Source organism: Paenibacillus taiwanensis DSM 18679, from assembly GCF_000425125.1.
GTDB lineage: Bacteria > Bacillota > Bacilli > Paenibacillales > Paenibacillaceae > Paenibacillus_B > Paenibacillus_B taiwanensis.
Window position 1 is genome coordinate 125,930 of record NZ_KE384306.1, and the last position, 20,283, is coordinate 146,212.

At 43.4% G+C, this 20,283-nt stretch carries 22 protein-coding genes, 1 pseudogene and 1 riboswitch; of the genes and pseudogenes, 16 read left to right on the forward strand and 7 right to left on the reverse strand.

Features of this window, described 5'->3' with window-relative positions:
- Positions 1-62: 62 nt before the first annotated feature.
- Together H509_RS0109345 and H509_RS0109350 are read left to right on the forward strand one after the other, a co-directional pair.
- Entirely contained in the window at positions 63-485 is a 423-nt protein-coding gene (locus H509_RS0109345; protein ID WP_036696877.1) for a MarR family winged helix-turn-helix transcriptional regulator, read from the forward strand.
- An 84-nt stretch (positions 486-569) separates the two neighbouring features.
- Complete coding sequence (locus tag H509_RS0109350; protein WP_028544855.1) at positions 570-1,199, forward strand: DUF1796 family putative cysteine peptidase; 630 nt, start codon at positions 570-572, stop codon at positions 1,197-1,199.
- A gap of 123 nt (positions 1,200-1,322) precedes the next feature.
- Here H509_RS0109350 and H509_RS0109360 read toward each other — a convergent pair whose 3' ends face one another.
- From H509_RS0109360 to H509_RS26730, 4 genes are all read right to left on the reverse strand, one after another.
- Positions 1,323-1,739, reverse strand: coding sequence for a hypothetical protein (locus H509_RS0109360; RefSeq protein WP_028544856.1), 417 nt, complete (start codon positions 1,737-1,739; stop codon positions 1,323-1,325).
- 52 nt (positions 1,740-1,791) lie between these two features.
- Positions 1,792-1,947: riboswitch (cyclic di-AMP (ydaO/yuaA leader) on the reverse strand.
- A gap of 201 nt (positions 1,948-2,148) precedes the next feature.
- Positions 2,149-2,826: an NAD-dependent epimerase/dehydratase family protein gene (locus H509_RS0109365; protein ID WP_028544857.1), complete on the reverse strand. Its 678-nt coding sequence runs from the start codon at positions 2,824-2,826 to the stop codon at positions 2,149-2,151.
- 187 nt (positions 2,827-3,013) lie between these two features.
- The gene (locus H509_RS24795) at positions 3,014-3,229 is read right to left on the reverse strand and encodes a cation:proton antiporter regulatory subunit (RefSeq protein WP_036697108.1); all 216 of its coding nucleotides are present in this window, start codon (positions 3,227-3,229) and stop codon (positions 3,014-3,016) included.
- Positions 3,219-3,680, reverse strand: coding sequence for a GreA/GreB family elongation factor (locus tag H509_RS26730; protein ID WP_051286920.1), 462 nt, complete (start codon positions 3,678-3,680; stop codon positions 3,219-3,221). The genes H509_RS24795 and H509_RS26730 overlap by 11 nt, the downstream gene beginning before the upstream one ends.
- A gap of 402 nt (positions 3,681-4,082) precedes the next feature.
- Here H509_RS26730 and H509_RS0109385 point away from each other — a divergent pair, with 402 nt between their 5' ends.
- The 12 genes and pseudogenes from H509_RS0109385 (at position 4,083) to H509_RS0109450 (ending at position 15,852) form a co-directional block, all read left to right on the forward strand.
- Entirely contained in the window at positions 4,083-5,129 is a 1,047-nt protein-coding gene (locus tag H509_RS0109385; protein ID WP_028544858.1) for a lactonase family protein, read from the forward strand.
- Positions 5,130-5,416: 287 nt separating this feature from the next.
- Positions 5,417-6,148 (forward strand): suppressor of fused domain protein, encoded by a 732-nt coding sequence (locus tag H509_RS0109390; protein ID WP_028544859.1) that lies wholly within the window; start codon positions 5,417-5,419, stop codon positions 6,146-6,148.
- Between the two features lie 13 nt (positions 6,149-6,161).
- On the forward strand, positions 6,162-6,707 hold the full coding sequence (locus H509_RS0109395) for a putative glycolipid-binding domain-containing protein (RefSeq protein ID WP_028544860.1): 546 nt from the start codon (positions 6,162-6,164) through the stop codon (positions 6,705-6,707).
- A gap of 126 nt (positions 6,708-6,833) precedes the next feature.
- Positions 6,834-7,412: a riboflavin biosynthesis intermediates N-glycosidase gene (locus H509_RS24805; RefSeq protein WP_051286921.1), complete on the forward strand. Its 579-nt coding sequence runs from the start codon at positions 6,834-6,836 to the stop codon at positions 7,410-7,412.
- A gap of 157 nt (positions 7,413-7,569) precedes the next feature.
- Positions 7,570-8,271, forward strand: coding sequence for an RNA polymerase sporulation sigma factor SigK (sigK, locus tag H509_RS0109405; protein ID WP_028544861.1), 702 nt, complete (start codon positions 7,570-7,572; stop codon positions 8,269-8,271).
- Between the two features lie 284 nt (positions 8,272-8,555).
- Positions 8,556-9,353 carry an ATP-binding cassette domain-containing protein gene (locus tag H509_RS28555; protein WP_281169736.1) on the forward strand — a complete coding sequence of 266 codons (798 nt, stop codon included), beginning with the start codon at positions 8,556-8,558 and terminating at the stop codon, positions 9,351-9,353.
- A gap of 98 nt (positions 9,354-9,451) precedes the next feature.
- Positions 9,452-10,066 (forward strand): hypothetical protein, encoded by a 615-nt coding sequence (locus H509_RS0109415; RefSeq protein ID WP_245596015.1) that lies wholly within the window; start codon positions 9,452-9,454, stop codon positions 10,064-10,066.
- A 654-nt stretch (positions 10,067-10,720) separates the two neighbouring features.
- Positions 10,721-10,993, forward strand: a pseudogene (locus H509_RS24810) (RNA polymerase subunit sigma-70); the annotation flags it as partial.
- Between the two features lie 965 nt (positions 10,994-11,958).
- A complete protein-coding gene (locus tag H509_RS0109435) occupies positions 11,959-12,333 on the forward strand; it encodes a hypothetical protein (RefSeq protein WP_028544864.1) in 375 nt (124 codons plus the stop codon).
- Positions 12,334-12,392: 59 nt separating this feature from the next.
- Complete coding sequence (locus H509_RS0109440) at positions 12,393-13,592, forward strand: phosphoenolpyruvate hydrolase family protein (protein WP_028544865.1); 1,200 nt, start codon at positions 12,393-12,395, stop codon at positions 13,590-13,592.
- 143 nt (positions 13,593-13,735) lie between these two features.
- On the forward strand, positions 13,736-14,944 hold the full coding sequence (locus tag H509_RS0109445; protein ID WP_028544866.1) for a Tm-1-like ATP-binding domain-containing protein: 1,209 nt from the start codon (positions 13,736-13,738) through the stop codon (positions 14,942-14,944).
- 77 nt (positions 14,945-15,021) lie between these two features.
- Positions 15,022-15,852 (forward strand): phosphoenolpyruvate hydrolase family protein, encoded by an 831-nt coding sequence (locus H509_RS0109450; RefSeq protein ID WP_028544867.1) that lies wholly within the window; start codon positions 15,022-15,024, stop codon positions 15,850-15,852.
- A 117-nt stretch (positions 15,853-15,969) separates the two neighbouring features.
- Here H509_RS0109450 and H509_RS0109455 read toward each other — a convergent pair whose 3' ends face one another.
- Entirely contained in the window at positions 15,970-16,557 is a 588-nt protein-coding gene (locus tag H509_RS0109455; protein ID WP_028544868.1) for a TetR/AcrR family transcriptional regulator, read from the reverse strand.
- A 236-nt stretch (positions 16,558-16,793) separates the two neighbouring features.
- Between H509_RS0109455 and lpdA the strand changes: the two genes are divergently transcribed.
- Positions 16,794-18,173, forward strand: a complete 1,380-nt coding sequence (lpdA, locus tag H509_RS0109460) for a dihydrolipoyl dehydrogenase (protein WP_028544869.1) — start codon at positions 16,794-16,796, stop codon at positions 18,171-18,173.
- A gap of 240 nt (positions 18,174-18,413) precedes the next feature.
- Positions 18,414-19,229, forward strand: coding sequence for an FkbM family methyltransferase (locus H509_RS0109465; protein ID WP_028544870.1), 816 nt, complete (start codon positions 18,414-18,416; stop codon positions 19,227-19,229).
- 94 nt (positions 19,230-19,323) lie between these two features.
- Here H509_RS0109465 and H509_RS0109470 read toward each other — a convergent pair whose 3' ends face one another.
- Positions 19,324-19,983: a glycosyltransferase domain-containing protein gene (locus tag H509_RS0109470; RefSeq protein WP_028544871.1), complete on the reverse strand. Its 660-nt coding sequence runs from the start codon at positions 19,981-19,983 to the stop codon at positions 19,324-19,326.
- A 39-nt stretch (positions 19,984-20,022) separates the two neighbouring features.
- A complete protein-coding gene (locus H509_RS28750; RefSeq protein WP_084159138.1) occupies positions 20,023-20,181 on the reverse strand; it encodes an aspartyl-phosphate phosphatase Spo0E family protein in 159 nt (52 codons plus the stop codon).
- Between the last annotated feature and the right edge of the window lie 102 nt (positions 20,182-20,283).

Genomic DNA, 20,283 nt, shown 5'->3' on the forward strand with positions numbered 1-20,283 from the left:
TGTGTAAATTATATCATTCTATATCCTTCTATATCATTTATGTAGCTGGAAAGGTGGTTATTATGGCAGAACATCTTGCGATCGGGCGGCTAATATTACAGCTGCGGCGATTGGAACGATATCCGAAGTCATTCGGAGATCTAAACGATTTATCCCTCAGTGAAGTTCATACAATTGAAGCAATTGGGCCATATGAAGGTGTGGCAATGGGAGAGTTGTCTGATCGGTTATCCGTCACGAAGGGAGCTGTCTCCCAGATGATGGTTCGCTTGGAACGAAAGGAACTTGTCGTTCGCAATACCCATCCGTCAGACGCTCGCATCGTTCTTGTATCGTTAACAGACAAGGGGCGAATCGCCTATGACACGCAGGCCAAAATACATGAAGCTATTTATATGGAGCTACAAGGAGAGTTTAGCAGCAGCGAGCTTCGCTCTTTTGAGCGGTGTATGGAACGATTAACACAGACGCTTCGTGATCGTTAAGAAGTTCATGCAGACGAGAGTCCGTACCTTTTAGCCAAGCCGCCATACAGTATAGTATACGGACGGAGACAAGAGGTGACGACGGTGAAGAGGGAGCATTTAGAACGTTCTTATAATGCTATATATAGTATGGGCCGAAAATGTTTAGTAGCTATTCAGTTGCACCGACTCGGATTAAGAAAGTTTGGGGGTATGCTGGATTGGAATCGTTCCGTACACCTATCAAACGTTAATTTGTTGCTGCGCAATCGATTTGCTGGCTATATGGAGCTAGACAACCTTGAATTTACAGGTTATGACCAAGGAGATCGATGTCTCATGTTACGGGATAAGGTATATGATATTTATTCTGTGCATGATTACCCGAAAGACTATAATACACCAGATCATTTGGTATCCTATCCTGAGGTTAAAGCGATGTACGATCGCAGGATTCAGCGTTTTTTGGAAAAAACAGCGGTTGTGCCGTGGTTGTTATTTATTCGTATTGAGGGGACATACGAGGAGGTTGTCGAGTTGGAAAGGCAACTGCGCAGTTATGTCAAACATCAATTTCATATTTTGCTTGTCCTACATGGGGATCATCCTGGTATCATAGAAATAGATTGGAATTTGGAACATGTATGTGTCGTTTCGCTAGACACAGAGCAGTTGAATGATGAGGTGTGGGATGAGCTGCTGGCGAGAGTAGCGTATGAGGAATATGCAGGGTAGTCGTATAGCCATAGTATGGCGCTGTTATTAAAAATAACAGTTGCAGGACTGCGGCTAGTGGCTTCAGTCCTGCTCATGTGTGAAGTGGCTATTGGGCCGTTTAACCATTTATTAAAAGCTGCTTTATAAGGTTCCGTAATAGGCTTGGCAGCGGGTGATCAGCATGCTTTGCTGAGGGCAATAACGACAAGATGAATGCTGCAACAGATTCGCTAGTGCTAGTTCGGTTAACTGTATTTTCTCCTCGCACCATGAAGCTTTCATTTGTGCCAATAACATCAAAGCCCCCACTGCCGACTTGCCTTTTAACCGTTCTAATTGCCGTGCCCACCGTTGAAGATCAAAGTGAGATTCAGCAGGCAGCAAAGTTATTTTCCCCCAGCCTTGAGCCTCTCCACTTACTAATTTTAAAATAATCATAATAGGTAATGCGGTCGTGTGGTGTGTGTTCGCATCCATAGCGGACAAGCGTGACATACTGGCTAGTTGATACAATTCAATGCGATTAATGATGAGTTCTGATGTATGCATTTCGTCCATCTTCATCCCTCCAGACTTTGTTATGATGCAAATAGGCTGTTTGCCAGTTTGCAAGTCTCTCCCGTAACGCTTACGAGGTTAGCTGACGGATTCGGACGAAGGAGTCGCCCTACCGGTATACACTACCGGATTCACCCCAATGTAGGATCGTTAGACCCTGAGTGGTTCCCCCGCTGCTCTGTATTAGAGCACTCAGCGATTGAAAGAATGAAGCGCTGCTTCATGTTGTCTATCATAACGCATGGCAGCAGGGGAGTATAACGTGCAAAGACAGATAAGAACGAATAAAAGGCGATTTAGAACGATAGGGGATCGATTACAGCAACGATTGTATCTATTTATCCGAATTCCACCGTGCTTGCTACTGCTATCTATCGGCTGCATATTTTGTGAGCAGCATACTGAAGTGCTAATTATTATTATTTTTTAGTTGGGCAGCCATGATGCGCAGTTGATCAGAAGCATAAATGTGCGTGCCGCCAAGACCCGATCTGGCTGCATACAGCATTGCTTCTGATATAACAGAAGCTTGTATCGGGCGGTATTTTGCTAAAGGGCCGCGCAGCATAGGCGACAATAGGGGACTGATGGTGGCAGCTGCACGCTCTCCGAGTCGGAATTCCTGACGCGCACCTATAATTAGTGAGGGCTGTACAATGTGAAGCGCATGCAAGGGAAGTGCTTGCAGTTCGGTTTCCAGATCGCCCTTGACACGGCTGTAGAAAAAGGCTGACTTCGAGCTGGACCCCATCGCTGTAATAATCGTAAATGAACGCACATTTGCAGCTGCTGAAAGCTTTGCAGCTTGCAAGGGATAAGTATAATCTACTTTACGAAACGCTTCCTTTGACTTGGCTTGCTTAATTGTAGTTCCTAAACAGCAAAATACGTCTTCTACTTGGAACAAGGCGGCGTACTCGTCCATATACTCGAAATCGATCGTGTGTATTTCAACATTAGGATAGGGCATTGTGACCGTTCGGCGGCTTAATACGATGACACGTTTATAATACGTATAGATTCGTGCCATAAGCTCGCTGCCTACTAGCCCTGTCGCACCTAACACTAAGGCGGTATCTGTAGTCATTAGTTAGCCCCTTTCAAGATGAAAATAACTCGTCCATTATAACATGATGATAAGTTGGCATGAGGACAAGCAGGAGATGGTTGTTTAACTCGGACCACCTGACTTCTAATTGTTAGCTAGAAGAATATAACGGGATGAGCCACTATGCTCTGCCACATAATAGGCGAGCGAAGCGGCTCATCTGTAACTAATGGATGAGGCCGGCAATAATAGCTGCTGCCGTACCTGCTTCTTTGTCATCAAGTGTAACCACGGAATGCATTTCATCAGGATCATCGGCTTTCATATGGAAAAGATCACGTCGACCATCCAAATGAACGATAATAATGAGTGTGTCTCCTGCTGCTGTACGCAAACAATATTTCCGGCCGATACCCGGCAAATCTGCTGCTTTAACGTTCATGTTGACTTTCTCCTTCGATGTCCTCTATAGCCAGGCTGATTTTGTCAATCCGAATGTCAATCGTTCCTGCCGGTGTGTCGATTGCCAGCACACTTCCAATAGTCGCAGCGAGTAGTTGTCTCCCCATAGGAGACAAAAATGAAATTTGATTCTCATTGGGCTCTGCCTGTTGTGGGTAAACAATGGTAAAGGAATCCCTGTCGTGATCTTCCAGGTAGGTGATTGTGACTTGACTGCCAATCAGTACTACCTTGCACAATTGATCATTTTCCAGGTTGAGCAGCTCACGAATGCAAGAACAATAGCGTTTGATTACTTGTTCTGCTTGTGTACGATTGTCTCCAAATGCGGGAAAGATCGCATCTAGCAGCGAGTGCTTCTCTTCCTCTAATGCGACGAGCTGACGTTGGACATACCGTCTAAGTTCGGTGCAAGTGTCGCTATGGTTCATAGTAGACTTCACCTCCTATATGATTGCGGTTACATTTTAAAATGAGCATGTTCATCTAATCTCCTCCAGACGATAATAAAAAACCTCCATGTCATGAGGTCCTATCCGTAGTTTAACATATAAATCTTGCAGGTAAGCAACCGGCTAGCAAGGTTTGTTTCTACGAGAGGGGGGTTCTGTTAAAGTGCGCAAGAAAGCAGCTTGGAAGGGTAACATAAAGGTCAATGTCGTTGATGGTATGAATATCCTTTCTAATCATGAACTTTATAGTATGATAGAGAAATAGGGACGATTAGGAATGTCCCCCATTGATCATCCCCTTGCTGGCTTACACATAGCTGATAGGCCGACTGATTGGAACTGGTTGTACATAGTGGGAAATAGAGAGGAGAGGTAGCTGTTATGAGTATGTATTATACGTATGTGGGCACGTATTCCCCAGAGGATCAAGAAGGCATCCAGCTCTTGGCATTGGATACGGAGCAGGGCAGCTTGAATCTGCTGCGAGGCTTTGCAGGTATTGATAGTCCGTCATTTTTAACCATTGATGCGAAACGACATTTTTTGTATGCCGCCAGCGAGACGGTGGATGGCAGCGTGGTCTCCTACCGGCTAGACCCGTCAACCGGACAGCTAGAGGAGATTAGCAGGCAGAAGACCCAAGGGGATCATCCTTGTCATCTAAGCGTAGATGAGTCCGGCAGATGGCTGCTTGCTGTTAACTATTCTAGCGGGAATGTGTGTGTATATCCGATTGATGAACAGGGTGTCATCCAGAAGATGAGCCATCACGTGCAGCATTCTGGCAGCAGTGTTCGGCTTGACCGTCAAGAAGCGCCACATCCGCATTCCATTTTCCCAATGCCGCAATCTCCTTTCTGGATCGTACCTGATTTAGGCTGCGATGCATTGTTTGTGTATAAGCTTGATCGGATAAACGGAACGTTGGAGCTGCAATCGACGACAGCAACAGAAGGCGGGGCGGGACCACGCCACGTAGTATTCCATCCGACTGCGCCGTGGGTGTATGCAATCGGTGAGCTAGACTCCAAAATTGCGGCATACCGTTACTCGCGTGAAGATGGATCTTTGACGTTGATTCAGAACGTGTCTACACTGCCGGCAGCATATGAGGGAGAATCGTATTGCGCAGATATTCATATTGATCCGGAAGGACAGTATTTGTACGGTTCAAATCGCGGACATGACAGTATCGCCGTGTTCCACATTCAAGCAGACGGGACGTTGTCTCTCGCTGCTCACACGGCAACGGAAGGGGCTTACCCGCGCAACTTTGCACTTGCACCGGATGGCACTTACCTGCTCGCGGCTAATCAGAATTCAGATTCCGTCACCTTATTTAAGCTGAATGAGGGCATACCTGAATATACAGGCGTATGTATAGAGATTGCGAACAAACCTGTCTGCTTAAAGCTGCTTGGCACGTAGTTTAACGCTCTTTATTTTACCTAACTTATACGTAAATGTTTATAAATAGGCCCTTTTAAGAGATACGATAAGCTGATGCTGTGTAAACAGGTCAGCTTATTTGGGCAGCAGATTGTGCGCCAATGTTCTGACGATACCTAACGTAAGACGCAAGTTGTAGCCAGTTAAATTAGACAAAAGTAAAAGAAATCATTTCCATCAAGGGGGAATCATAGTACATTAGTAGTTGGGTCTATTCTACCTAATTGGATAGCCCGTACATCATACATATTTACTAGGAGGCTTCTATGAGTAGCCAAGAACTATCTGCTTCAGGACAACCGATTTACCGACATGAGACTAGACAGCATGAATTCCAGCTGGCTACAGGGAATGAAGAAGCAATAGCAAAGATCACACAGCATGTAGAAACGTATATTGGTCCCGTTGAAGGTGTATTTCATGAAATCATTTCGGATTTAGTGCACTTAGATATTCTTTTTGTGCCGCCTACACCGGATCGTAACTATTATACGTTGGTGACATGCGGGATGAGTAATCTTCCGATGACTGTGCCGGAAGGAGCAGAAAATTTTAAATATGCCGAATTGATGATCTGTTTACCGGCTTCTTGGAAAGTATCTGAGGAAGCGTTTCAAGAGGAAGTCAATTACTGGCCTGTCCGTTGGTTGAAGACACTCGCTAGAATGCCACACGAGTATGATACTTGGCTGTATGCTGCACATACGATTCCGAACGGAGATCCAGCGGAACCCTTTGCAGACAATACGAAGCTGGCGGGCATGATGTTAACGATCCCTACGACGGTAGAAGAGTTGGAAGCTTTCTTTAGCCTGCCATTAGCAGAGGATAAGGAGGTCCACTTCTTCGGTCTTATACCATTGTATAAAGAAGAAATGGATTACAAGCTGAAACACGGCGTAGATGAATTGTTTGACAAGCTGAACAAGATCGGGGTAAACGAAATTGTGCAGGTGGATCGCAAAAATGTATGCAAAAAGAGATTTGGTCTCTTTTAAGCGAGGATAAGATATGGTACATCATGTCATATGGAAACGGATTCCGGATAACGGGATGGAGTATTGTGAGGTCACTTTTGGAGCGGCCATGAGAATGAAAGGCAATCTTATTTGTGCCAATGATAACGGCAGATCCTCCATACAATATACAGTGCTTTGCGATCAGAACGGCAATACGACACATGTTGCAGTTCACGTGCAGCAAGAGCAGGGGTATTCAACGTTAAGTGTGGTAAGAGATCACCTTAACCGTTGGACCTTAAATGGCCGTGAGCTCCCTGAGTTAAATGGCATCAAAGATATTGATATCGGTGTTACTCCTGCGACTAACTCGTTGCCTATCCGTCGATTAAAGCTGGACGTAGGGCAATCAGCCCAAATTGATGCGGCTTGGATTCGTTTCCCTGCATTATCGATTCAGCCGATGAAGCAGCAATATGAGTGTGTCTCAGCCAATACTTATATTTATAAGTCCATAGAGAGCGGCTATACGGCCAGAGTGAATACGGATGACAACGGGATCGTCATGGACTATGAAGGCGAGTGGCAGCGCGTCTAACAACAAAATTTTTGAGAGCAGGCTGCCGTCTCGTACGGCAGCTTTACTTGTTAGTTAGAAATGAAGGGTAAGGGAGTTTCATCCAACAATGGATGGAGGAAGCGCAGAAAAGGGGAACGTGCAATTATGATACTAGATTGTCAGACTTTAATCGTAGAATCACAAAAACGGCGGTTAAAATATTTGTTTTTCTGGGGGCACACGCCAAAAAGGCCAGGCGGGGTAGACTCTTCTTGTTTTAGTCAATGGTATCCGGCTTCATTTGAAGAAGCAGGGATTCGCTACGAGACAGCTGAGCATTATATGATGGCTAAAAAAGCGGAGTTATTTGGTGACGAGGCTATCCGTAAACAGATACTCGCACAGTCTCATCCGAATCAGGCTAAGGCATTGGGGCGTAAGGTTTCATCCTTTGATCATGAAGTGTGGGATGCACATAAGTTTCATATTGTGGAGCAGGCGAATAGGTTAAAGTTCACCCAACATCTGAATTTGCAGGCTTACTTGCTAGGAACGGATGATCGGGTGTTGGTAGAAGCAAGTCCTTACGACAAAGTGTGGGGAATTGGGATGGGCAAGGATCATCCACAGGCGGAGCAACCGGAGCACTGGAAGGGGGAAAATTTGTTGGGCTTTGCACTAATGGCCGTGCGAGATTACATTCGGGCAAATCCATACTTTGATTCTTCGTCCGATCGTGCTTAACAATTTTGCCATCGCTCGTGCCTGCCGTACATGCACTTCTGGGCCACTGCCTACATACAATGTATAACTGTGCTTGGCGTGATCGGACTGAAAACACCTGATCGTGCAGGGCAAAGCTGTACAACACAACGTCGTCAGACGCTGGAGGTGGCTACACATGACGGGATTATTTGCAGCGATTGCAATCTTTATTAAACAGCTCTCGCTGCTCGTGTCTTATGTTAAAAACAATGCTTTTCCGCAGCCGTTGGCAGAGGACGAAGAGATGAAGCATTTGCTGCTTATGGCCGAAGGTAACGCTCACTCACGTAATATGCTTATTGAACATAACCTCCGTCTTGTGGCTCATATTGTCAAAAAGTTTGACAATACTGGCGAGGACCTGGAGGATCTGATCTCGATTGGAACGATCGGCTTAATTAAAGCGATTGAAAGCTTTCAGCCGAATAAAGGCACGAAGCTAGCGACATTTGCCGCACGTTGTATCGAGAACGAAATACTTATGCATCTTCGGAGCCTAAAGAAGACCCGTAAGGACGTTTCCTTGCATGACCCGATCGGAACGGATAAGGAAGGGAATGAAATTACGCTGATCGATATTTTGGGTACGGATGGCGACGATGTCGTTGAGAAGGTGCAGCTGAAGATCGAGAAGAGCAAGATTTATCGGAATCTCGACATATTAGATGAGCGAGAGCAAGAAGTTATTCGCGGCCGCTTTGGATTGGATGGGGGCGGGGAGGAGCGGACGCAGCGTGAGATAGCGAAGGAACTGGGGATTTCCCGCAGTTATGTATCTCGAATTGAGAAACGAGCGCTGATGAAGCTGTACCATGAGTTTTATAAGGTGAAGCGGTGAAAAATATAAAAAAACTATGCCGGCATGCCGGTATGGTAGGTGACTGACCTCATAGTGTGAGACAAATTAATGCACCTTCAAGAGAATGTAATCCTGTCGTAAGATATGGAGACAATCTTGGAGGTGTTTTGCGTTGACAACGCCCATGAATACATTATATTCCTTTAATTATATTATCATGTTAACATATAACGATAGTGATTTTTGTAAAAGGTGGTGGATAAATTACAGTGAACGCACTATTAACACTAAAAGAAGTATCAAAAAAATACGGAAATAGAGATGTGTTAACAGATGTCTCTCTTACGATTAACAGAGGAGACTGTATAATGCTGAGGGGGAACAATGGCTCCGGAAAAAGTACGATGCTCCGAATAGTAAGTGGGTTAATTCCTATAAGTTCGGGAGAAAGGTTACTGCAGCATTCTAATTTAGTTATTGGTTACACACCTGACCGACTCTCAAAACTAAGGATGACGTCTACTGAGTACCTGACACACATGGGGAGAATATCCGATATACCCAAAAAAAATCTGAACAATCGCATTAGGGAATTGCATGAGTTTTTTAGTCTTGAACCGAGCCATACTTTGAACATGACTCATTTTTCTAAAGGAATGTTGCAAAAAACGAACCTAATGCAAGCGATGATTAAAACACCAGATATTCTTGTATTGGATGAGCCGTTTTCAGGTTTAGATAAAGAATCTATTGCCCACTTACTTAACTCATTGAAGAAAATAAAATCTCAGGGCACTTCAATACTTGCAGCAGTTCATGATCCGTTATTAGCAAGTCAATTGGAGAGTAGGACATACTGGATCAAACAAGGACGAATATGGATGGATAATACACAAAATTTTTCAGATCAATCGACTGTTTTCTTTGAATTGGAAGGCTTAGTGGAACAGGAGACTTTGGAGCGTCTTTCTGGATTATTCTCTGATGTTACTTGGAAAACATGTGATAGTGGTCATCTCCTATTTACCATTATGCAGAAGGATTACCGTGACTTTTTACTTGAATTTATACATAAAGGTGGAGAGATTAACAACTTAACAAGAAAGGAATTGAAACCATGACTGCACTGCTATCATTCATACATACTTGCTTCATGCGTTCTTATCGGTACGGTCCACCTACTTTTGTTTTTATACTAGGTATCTTATTTGTATATAGTGTGGTTCCAAATCCAGTGATGGCCAGTTATGCATTTTCAACCATATTTTTATTTATTGTTTCCGCGGTGATTAGTTATACGCTTATTGATATTGAAACAGTTAATCAGGAATCTGTAACCCTATTACATAGTGGAAGTTTACTCAAACTTTATATGTCTAAATTGTTATATAGCTGGTTGTTTTCTATTCCGCTGGCGTTATATGCGATTTTGTATCCGGCCATATTCCACAAATTTGATAGAAATCCTAGCCTCGAAGAACTAGGCATGTCCTTCATCTATCATATTACTGCAACTTGGTTAGGGGTCGCGCTAGCTTGTTGGTTCAGTTCTAAGTTCATTCGATCCCGCGTCATCTCTTTCTTGATGTTGAGTGTTCTCATTGTCATTACGCTTTCTGTACAAGGGATTAAAGATCAACTGCCTGATGCCTTAAAAAGTGTAATAGTATTGTTTCCCCCATTAAATAGCATTATAAATGTGATGGTTGATTATGAATCGACGTCGCTGTTTAGTAAATTATGGGTGGCAGGGGCATCATTACTATATGGTACGATGATCGCTGTGTTATTCTTGCTAATGCTTCATAAAAGAAAGCTTGATTCCTCTCATTGAAGTTTACTCCAGCTATAATTATAGTGAAAAACAGGTTGTAGCTTCCTCGCTACTCAACGTGGATTAAAACATAAGCACCCATCCAACGGGTGGTTATGTTTATTTTAGTTGTTTGCGGCAGAGGTTGGTGAACGGAACAACACATGAATATTAAAATAAAGGCGTTATTGTAAGCTCAGCAGAGAAGATTGGTTGCACTTGTTTCTTTGAAGTCGATAAGAGATACTAGAGCTAAGCTTTGATACAATAGACTGAGTGCGAATCTCAGGTGCACATGAATTCCCTAGGAGATCCGCACCTCTTGCTACAAAAGGCTTTGTAGGCTTTTTGACCATTTTTGTCAGTGAAGATTGACTGTGAATTTTGGTATCCGCACTTTTGGGCCTGAAAAGCCTTGTGGGAGTAGGGCGCATTATGCTCGCTGTCGCACTCTATGCGAGTGCGTGGATAGAAACATATAAATTTTCCATAGAGCAGTCAAGAGCAACCGCAAGTCGCACTCTATGCGAGTGCGTGGATAGAAATGTTTGCCCATCAAACATACCAAATGCTTTGTTAATCGCACTATATATCAGTGTGAAATGTATCAATATTACGAAATAGTTTCGCCTTACTCAATTCCAGTTTGTAAAAATTCAAATGAACAAGGATTCAAGGTTGACGACATTTGCTGCACGTTGTATCGAGAACGAAATACTTATGCATCTTCGGAGCCTGAAGAAGACCCGAAAGGATGTCTCCCTACATGACCCGATCGGAACGGATAAGGAAGGTTTCGAAATTACGCTGATCGATATTCTTGATACTGATGGCGACGATGTCGTTGAGAAGGTTCAGTTGAAGATCGGGAAGAGCAAAATCTATCGAAACCTCGACATATTAGATGAGCGAGAGCATGATGTTATTTGCGGGCGCATTGGATTGGATGAAAAGCTGGACCATGAATTTTATGCAATTCCCTGACAGTAACAGTAACGGATCATCTGAAAAAGCATCTGCTGTTATTAAATATCTAGGATATTCCTAGATATTTAATAACTTGGTTTACATTCTCCTTAGTTACAATTGTGTTCGTTAATAGTGCTCCCCTTGCGCTCGCCATTGCTCCAACCGGTAAAATTAGAGCGATAGATAGACATTGAGCGATACATAAACTAATAGATTTTCGTACCATTGGGCTAACCTTCTCCTTTTTTTACGACACTCCACAATATGTACATATTTCCTAGTATATTTTTTACAACTGTAAATAGACGTAATTCTGGCAAACAAAAAATACGAAAGTATAAATTTCACTTTCTACAAGACAAGACTTTCTTTTGAAGTGCATGTTATGTATATAATCATAAATGAAAAGGAGACGCTGTATCTAAATGGAATCTATAGAACTAGGACTAAAACTATTTGGGTTTATAATAGTTATTTCACTATTCTTTGCTCTGGTAGGTTTCCTAGTCAACAAATATTTAAGTAACTTCTTTGATAAATTATTTTCTTTAATTAAAAATATTTTCAAAAAAACTTACTGACCCTATTGTAGGTATCCCGACGGTATTCGTATCGGTAACATAAACAAGCGCTGCTGCAAAAAAGATGGAAACGAACCTTTCACATCCGTTCGAAGATAATATGAAAGATCATAACAGGGCGACGTATCCTGATCTCTGGTAATTTTTTGAAACTAAATATGAATTGACCTTGGTTGGGTGCGGGATCGAGCGGACGAGGCGCGAGATTGTGAAGGAACGGGAATTCCCTTCATAAAGTGTCAAGGACTAAGTTATGTGGCGGATGATAAAGTCCGTATCTGGCGTTCCGCTAACACAAAACAGCGCTGATCCAATCAGGCTTTAGGTTACCTATCATATAGACATAGAAAGAAGTGGACGATCATGTGCAGATATGGGCTTTATGGTCCGTACAAAGACATTTATGCATGCTTTGCATGCCGGAAAGTATATAAACAAACATCCCAATATGAGCTGACGGAGGAAGAACGGAGCCAAATGAAGCATAGCTGCCCGCAGTGTGGAGCGCTTATGAAGGATATGGGGCATGATTTTAAAGCCCCAAAGCAATCCGATATTAAGCAGTGGAGAAAGGTTGAGATTCTTTTTCAACATGGCTTTACGTATCATTCTTGCGGCTGTGGTGGCCCGGGACACCGACCAGCTAACTTAAATGAGGTTTATCCCTTTCTTGAAAAGAACAAAATATCGGTAACGGTTGGAGAACAATTGCTAAGGAAATGGACCGTGAAGTTATAGCAGCTATTTTAATACACACATCATGATGATTTGGCACGGAAATAAGGGGATTTTAAAATATGAAAAGAGTAGAGATTGTGGAACAGCTTCATTCCCAGATCAAAATGGGCAATCACATTATTGGTGTGGCTACAGGTGCAGGAATAACGGCCAAGTATGCGAAACAAGGCGGAGCTGATTTCATTCTCATTTTAAATTCAGGGAAATTTCGTCAAATGGGACGAAGCTCACTCGCAGGTTTTTTGCCATTTTGCAATAGTAACGATATGGTAATGGACTTTGCTACTAAAGAGATCATCCCGTTAGTGAAGGACATGCCTATTTTGTTTGGGCTAAATGCGACCGATCCTACTAAGGATATGGAAACTTACATCACTGAAATCAAAAACAGGGGCTTTTCCGGAATTAACAACTACCCTACTGTGGGCTTAATTGATGGTCAATTTAGCGAGGCGCTCAGCGAAGCTGGAAATGATTATCGACTTGAAGTAGAATCGATTAGAATCGCCCACCAACAAGATCTGTTTACCGTGGCCTTTGTATTTGATAACAAACAAGCAGTTCAGATGATAGAGGCTGGAGCTGATGTAATTTGTGCCCATTTAGGCCTCACAGAAGGCGGATTGTTGGGAGCCAAAAAAGTAGTCTCGTTGGAAGCGGCCAAGGTCAAAGCGTCCCAAATATTTGAGACATGCAATAAGTTAAAGCCGGACCTGATTAAGCTCGTGTATGGCGGCCCTGTGAAGACACCAATTGACGTACAGTATATGTACAGCAACAATGAGCATTTAATGGGTTACATCGGAGGTTCAGCTTTTGAGCGAATTCCATCGGAGAAGTCCATTACTAACATTACAAAAGCTTTTAAAGGATCAGGAAAGCTGGACGAAGATGACCTAATGGTTAAAATGTTGGATGGTGTTACAAAGCACTACGATTACGTTGAATTTGTGAAGGAATATGTAGCTCAGAATTATAGAAATGAGATATCTTTTATAGATTTAGCTAAGGTGGCTCATGTATCGAGAAGTTATTTAAGTAGTTTGTTTACTAAAAAAGTAGGCTGCAGCTTTCAGACGTACATCGTGCAGTTTCGGATGGATAAAGCGGCTGAAATATTGGGCCGCGAAAATATCCAGTTATCAGAGCTGGCACCATTAGTTGGCTATCAAGACTACGCACAGTTTAGTAAAATGTTTAAAAAGTACAAAGGCTGCACACCAAAACAATATAAATCTAACATAAACACAAAAACATAAGACATAAAAGCGTTCTCATAAATAAGCCAAAGCCGTATGATTAATGCATAGTTAATCATACTTTTTTTATGCTGAACGTTCGCGAAACTATTATTTAGCACTGTACAGGCTGAATCATTTATACGAAAAAGGAGGCTAATCCATTGAAGACAATCGCAATTGCTGGAACGTTTGACACCAAGGGTGAAGAATACTTGTATATCAAACATTTGCTTGAAAGCTTGGATCTTCAGACGTTTACGATTCACACTGGTGTGTTTGAGCCTACATTTACGCCCGATGTATCAAATGAGGAAGTAGCCGCCGCCGCAGGTGTAAATATGAAAACGCTTGCTGCCAAAAAAGACAGAGCTTTAGCTACAGAAGTATTGTCAAAAGGCATGGAAAAACTTATACCTGAACTGTATAAACAAGGTAAATTTGATGGTATTATCTCCTTCGGGGGAACAGGCGGGACTGCACTAGTGACACCTGGTATGCGGGCTTTGCCAATTGGTGTACCTAAAGTGATGGTGTCAACAGTTGCCTCGGGGAATACGGCTCCGTACGTAGGTACAAGCGATATTGTGATGATGCCGTCCATAGTTGATGTGGCAGGGCTTAATTCCATTTCGACTAAAATTTTTACGAATGCAGCGTTTGCAATTGCAGGTATGGTTAAATTTGAAGCTGCAAAAGAGTTCGAAAAGAAGCCGTTGATTGCAACCACGATGTTTGGTGTAACTACACCGTGTGTAACGGCAGCCAGAAACTATTTGGAGGCTAGAGGGTATGAAGTGCTTGTATTCCATGCCACTGGTGTAGGCGGGCAATCAATGGAAGCTCTTATAGAGGCAGGATTTATTGAAGGCGTCTTAGATCTGACCACTACAGAGTGGGCGGATGAGATTATTGGCGGCGTCTTGAATGCGGGACCGAATCGTTTAGAAGCTGCAAGTCGAAATCATATTCCTCAGGTTGTATCCGTAGGCGCATTAGACATGTGTAACTTTGGCCCTTACGATACGGTACCGGAGAAATTTGCGGGACATCAGTTTTACAAGCACAATCCTACTGTAACTTTAATGCGAACAACTATAGAAGAAAACGAAGCCATTGGCAAAAAGCTGGTGGAAAAGTTAAATATGGCGCAAGAAAAAACCGTCTTAATGCTGCCGCTCAAAGGCATATCAGGTATTGATGTGGAGGGGGAAGTGTTCTACGGTCCCGAAGAAGATGAAATGTTATTTGATACGTTAAGACAGGGGATAAACCGAAATGTTGTCGAGTTGATTGAAATCGATTGTGCCATTAATGACGTCGAGTTTGCTGAAGCAGCTGCGCAGAAACTAATCGAACTGATGAGTAAATAAGCGTATGTATCGGAATATGAGCAGAAAATACGGACAATAAAACGATATACATGACCATGTTGCGGGAGGAAATACACATGAATAAAAATACGAGAGAAGAAATCATTGCCAAGTTTAAAGAAGAGATTAAAAATGGAAAGATCCTGCTGGGAGTAGGAGCTGGGACAGGGATTACGGCGAAAAGCAGTGAGGCAGGCGGAGCTGATATGCTTATCGTTTACAATTCTGGAAGGTATAGAATGGCGGGGCGTGGATCTCTGGCAGGTCTCTTATCCTATGGGGATGCCAATCAGATTGTAGTGGAGATGGGGGCTGAAGTATTACCCGTTGTCAAAAATATACCTGTATTAGCCGGTGTGTGCGGAACGGATCCTTTTCGAGTGATGGAAGTTTATTTAAAGCAACTAAAAGATCAAGGGTTCAATGGCGTACAAAACTTCCCGACAGTAGGTTTGATTGATGGCGTATTCAGACAAAATTTAGAAGAGACGGGGATGGGATATGATTTAGAAGTTGACATGATCCGAACAGCACATGAATTGGACATGCTTACAACACCTTACGTCTTTGATCCAGAGCAAGCCAAAGCAATGGCAGCAGCGGGTGCGGACATACTAGTGGCTCATATGGGGTTAACGACGAAAGGAACGATTGGGGCCAAAACTGCCCTTACATTGGATGATTGCGTAGAGAAAATTGAAGCAATTATTAAAGCAGGAAAAGCCGTTAATCCTGATATTATGGTCATATGTCATGGTGGTCCGATTGCGGAACCAGAAGATGCAGCGTATGTCATGGAAAGAACAGCAGGCATAGATGGATTTTTTGGTGCATCCAGTATTGAGCGATTTGCAGCTGAAAAGGGTATTACGGAGCAAACCGTGTTGTTTAAAACGATTACAAAGTAATAAACAGAATATAGATCACTGATCAATGTATCGCTGGGCAAAGCTGAACGGGTGCTTGCGCACTACGACCAACTGAGAACTGTCCAGCAGATACAAATAGGAAGGCGTGGCTTATGGCTACGCCTTTTTGGTTAACTGATGCTGAATAAGCAGCTTAGCCGCATGAGCAAAATGTTCGGAGCTGTAAGAAGCCCGATCCAAATATGCCGTTATAAGTGCACCATTAAATAACATCAACAATTGATCGGCCAGCGTGTTTGGCTCGGCCGCTTTGGCTTGCTCGGCCGCAAGCGCAAGGTTATGCCGTGTATCCGTATGATATCTCATCACGATTTCATAGGTGGGATGATCGGGATTAGGAAATTCAACTGCCGTATTGGCAAACGGACATCCACGGTAGCCTGGCGTGTCGATTCTGGCCCCAAGAGACTCGATCAGTTCATAAAGCTGCTTGACGGGTTCTTCGGGATGACGGGCCTTAACTTCATCGAACGGTTTCATAAAGGTATCGTAAAATTGCTCCAAATAGGCTACAACTAGATCGTCTTTCGTTGCAAAATTTCGGTAAAAGCTCGCTTTGGCAACGCCAGATTCAGCTATAATCCGATCTATCCCCACGGCACGTACACCCTCACGATAAAATAAATAGGATGCGACTCGCAAAATTCTCGTTTTAGCCGTTTCTTTTTTGTCTGTGATAGGCATCTGGATAGGCTCCTCCTTCAAAAACGATTGACATGGTACAGATCTGTCTGTATGATCATAGCTATAATGGTACAGACCTGTCTCTATCAATTTTACGAATAAGCGGGCTTACTGTCAATCTTAATTTGAACAATTAGGGCTATATAAGAGGAGTCTCGTAATTGTTATGGGTACGATGGAGATTGGAGCTCGACTTGACAAGCAACGCAAACACGAACGAGAGCGAGGGAAACGATTTGACAGTAGAAAACGCAGTAACACAAGTTGATGTATTAGTGATTGGCTCTGGCCCGGGGGGCTACACAGCTGCAAAACGTGCTTCGGACCACGGCCTGCTCGTAGCAATTGTGGAACGAGATCATATAGGGGGCGTTTGTACGAACGTGGGATGCATTCCCTCCAAAGCTTTAATTGCAGAAGCGCATCGCTTTGAAATTAAAGGAGACGCCAAAGTTGATTTTTCACAAGTACAATCCTTTAAAAATTCTATTGTAAATAAGCAGTCAAATGGTGTAGCGTTCTTGTTAAACAACAAATTAATGACCAAATTTCATGGAGACGCCAGCTTTGTAAGCGAGCATGAGGTACTGGTTAAAGGGGATACAACAAACACGAAGATTGCGTTCAAGCATTGTATTATTGCCACTGGTTCTCGGCCTATTGAATTAGGCGCATTCCCTTTTGGGGGCAGAATTTTGTCTTCTACCGCTGCACTTGCTTTGGAGCAAGTACCCGAAAGCCTGATCGTTATTGGTGGGGGATATATCGGAGTGGAGCTAAGTCAAACCTTTGCTAAATTTGGAACGAAAGTAACGATACTGGAAGGCGCGGAGCAGATTCTACCTGGGTTCGAGCCAGAGTTGATTCGTCCTGTTGTACGTAATTTGCAACATAAACAGGTTGATATTTTTACTCACGCAGTAGCAGATCATATGGAACAGACTCGTGAGCAGGTTACTGTTCATTTTAAGGAACAGGGGAACTTGCGACAGGTCACTGCACAATACGTGTTGGTAACGGTAGGACGGCGGCCGAATACGGATCAAAATTTGGGGCTGGATCGCGCAGGGATTAAACTGATGGAGCGAGGTTTAATTCAGGTTGATGAGCAGTGTCGTACGAATGTCCCCAATATTTATGCAATTGGCGATATCATAGCAGGTCCCGCACTAGCCCACAAGGCGTCCTATGAAGCTAAGGTAGTAGTAGAAGCCATAATGAACCGGCGTACCAAGGTGGATTACAAGGTCATACCCCTTGTTGTTTTTTCTGATCCGGAGGTTGCCAGTGTGGGACTCAGTGAATCTGAAGCGAGAGCACGATCAAAGGAAGTTGTTACAGGGAGATCGTCTTTTGCTATAAATGGAAGGGCGCTGGCCTTGAAGGCGGGGGAAGGATACGTGAAAATAGTAGCCGATAAGGAAACGAAGTGTATTATCGGGGCTCAAATTGTGGGAGCGGAGGCGTCCAATCTGATTGCAGAGCTCGCGCTTGCCATTGAGCTGGGGGCAACGATAGAAGACGTTGCGCTTACTATTCATGCTCACCCGACTTTGGGTGAGATTGTTATGGAGGCGGCTGAAGCGGCTATTGCAAGGCTGGACGCAAACAAGTAAAAACGAGTAACATAACTAAAATCCTCCTAACACGGGAGGATTTTTTGTTACGTTACAGCTATAAATGGTCACCTGTAAGCATAAACATTTTGCGAATATGATTGTCAAATTTAAACGTGAGACAGCTCTATCCCCGCTAACGACAGCAGCACAATTCCATAAAATAAGGTGAATGGTTAGTTCCTAATTTCTTATTTTTATTATGATATAGTAACGCTATTTGGAAGCAGGTGCTGTTACATGGAGAAGATTACATTTTCTGACTTGGGATATGTCCTTTATATTAATCCCCATGAGAGTCGAGGGCAATTTTTGCTTGCGCATCAGGGGATTACACAGCCCAAAATCACTTCATTTTGGAAAAAGGCGGTTGCCTACTTTCAGCCATCGGTTGCGCTTGATGTAGGGGTCAACTATGGGGAGATCTTGTTTTCAAGTGCATATGCCAAAGAGGTTACTGTTATCGGAATTGAAGCAAATGATACGCTTGCCCCTTATATTCACCATTCCTTGCATGAACATCCTAATCGTGAGCAAATCCATATTGTATATGCGCTTGCCTCAGATCGAGATGACGAGCAGGCATTCTTTTACATCAATCCCCAATATTCAGGGACATCAACCGCTATTCCCAGTCCTGCCTTTCAGCAGCGGCAAGTTAGAAGTGTAACCATCGACACCGTCATGAAAGGATTAACACGAAAAGCACACCGATTGTTGTTTAAAATGGACGTCGAAGGTTATGAAGCAAAAGTATGGGGCGGGATGGAGGCCACTTTACAAGCGTGTCAGGAAGCATTGGGCTGCATCGAATTTAACAACCAGTTTCTCGAGCAGGCAGGCACCTCCGGTAATGAACTACTAGAGAAGCTCAAACAACAATTCCATGTGTATTATTTATTAAATGACACGCAGGTTGTGAAATTTAAGTCCTTAGATTTGAACACGCTAACACGATATTTTAATAAGCCTAATGTACATGCTGACTTGCTGCTTGTGCAAAATGAGCATACACTCCAGCAGCTTCAATATCAAATCACTACTTATGAAGAATAAGATGACGAAGGGGAGGGAGCAAGTCATACCAAAGGCGGGCGCACCTGCTTGGTGTGTCCGGCTGTTGGTATATAAATTGTAGCAGGGCGTGATTTCAGCGAACCCCATGATCCCGAGTATGAAAATGAGGGTGGGCGAAAATAGATTGTTTAATCAGGGTATAACAGCTGTTGTGTTTCCATGCGACATAGTTAAAGCTAAGCTGATCCCGCCCACTGAATACGACAATGTGATGCCACCATTGCTCCATCAAATAGATGACTTCCGGCTGATGATGTCTGCGAAACAGAACACCCGATGCGACGAGCCCCTGATGCTCAGGATAACCCGTCTCACGATAAAAGTACATTTGCGGCTCAATAATGGAAGCGAGAGCAGGCATAGAATTGATAACAACCTGAGCCTCCTCGTAAATACAATCCCGAATAGGGTGTGTAAATACGGCGACAGGGTGTTGTGCGAGATAGTTCTGAATGGAACTGCTTATGTCTCCTTGGGGAGTAAAATTGGCATCTATCCACACACTCGTATCATAGGTAGGAAACAGCAAGTGTGGATGGAGCTTAAACCAACGGGCAGTCTTTACGGTATTCTCAAATACCATTTCGCTCGGAATGACGTTCCAAACGGTAGTTGAAAGAGCAGCGGGATTATCCGTGTAACAAATGTAATCCATATCTGCATGCACTTGCTCCGGATCTCGCAGCACGTCTCGGTTTCCAAAAATTGCAGTGTATACAACACACTTCTTCATGTTGTGCGCACCTCCCTGTGGAGAGCGTTGTAATGATTGCTAACCGGTAGGGATGCGTTTCTGAGTTGAGCGATGATAGTTGGTCAAAATTTTATCCAGACGTTTACTTAGTTTTAACATTTTACCATCGGTCAAACTAGTGCCTTCTCTATACGATCCGTTCATTAGGGAACGTAATTCCTCAATCTTCTCATTCACTACATTTCACCCCTTATGAAGATGGGCAAGCCCCCTTGCGCCCACCAACTATATGTCAGTACAGCTTTCCTCGGGGTAAGTATATCACGAGTTTCAAATATT

Coding starts and splice junctions, on each gene's coding strand:
- H509_RS0109345 (WP_036696877.1), top strand. CDS start 63: ATGGCAGAACATCTTGCGATCGGGCGGCTAATATTACAGCTGCGGCGA.
- H509_RS0109360 (WP_028544856.1), bottom strand. CDS start 1,739: ATGGACGAAATGCATACATCAGAACTCATCATTAATCGCATTGAATTG.
- H509_RS0109365 (WP_028544857.1), bottom strand. CDS start 2,826: ATGACTACAGATACCGCCTTAGTGTTAGGTGCGACAGGGCTAGTAGGC.
- H509_RS24795 (WP_036697108.1), bottom strand. CDS start 3,229: ATGAACGTTAAAGCAGCAGATTTGCCGGGTATCGGCCGGAAATATTGT.
- H509_RS26730 (WP_051286920.1), bottom strand. CDS start 3,680: ATGAACCATAGCGACACTTGCACCGAACTTAGACGGTATGTCCAACGT.
- H509_RS0109385 (WP_028544858.1), top strand. CDS start 4,083: ATGAGTATGTATTATACGTATGTGGGCACGTATTCCCCAGAGGATCAA.
- H509_RS0109390 (WP_028544859.1), top strand. CDS start 5,417: ATGAGTAGCCAAGAACTATCTGCTTCAGGACAACCGATTTACCGACAT.
- H509_RS0109395 (WP_028544860.1), top strand. CDS start 6,162: ATGGTACATCATGTCATATGGAAACGGATTCCGGATAACGGGATGGAG.
- H509_RS24805 (WP_051286921.1), top strand. CDS start 6,834: ATGATACTAGATTGTCAGACTTTAATCGTAGAATCACAAAAACGGCGG.
- sigK (WP_028544861.1), top strand. CDS start 7,570: ATGACGGGATTATTTGCAGCGATTGCAATCTTTATTAAACAGCTCTCG.
- H509_RS0109435 (WP_028544864.1), top strand. CDS start 11,959: ATGTGCAGATATGGGCTTTATGGTCCGTACAAAGACATTTATGCATGC.
- H509_RS0109440 (WP_028544865.1), top strand. CDS start 12,393: ATGAAAAGAGTAGAGATTGTGGAACAGCTTCATTCCCAGATCAAAATG.
- H509_RS0109450 (WP_028544867.1), top strand. CDS start 15,022: ATGAATAAAAATACGAGAGAAGAAATCATTGCCAAGTTTAAAGAAGAG.
- H509_RS0109455 (WP_028544868.1), bottom strand. CDS start 16,557: ATGCCTATCACAGACAAAAAAGAAACGGCTAAAACGAGAATTTTGCGA.
- H509_RS0109465 (WP_028544870.1), top strand. CDS start 18,414: ATGGAGAAGATTACATTTTCTGACTTGGGATATGTCCTTTATATTAAT.
- H509_RS0109470 (WP_028544871.1), bottom strand. CDS start 19,983: ATGAAGAAGTGTGTTGTATACACTGCAATTTTTGGAAACCGAGACGTG.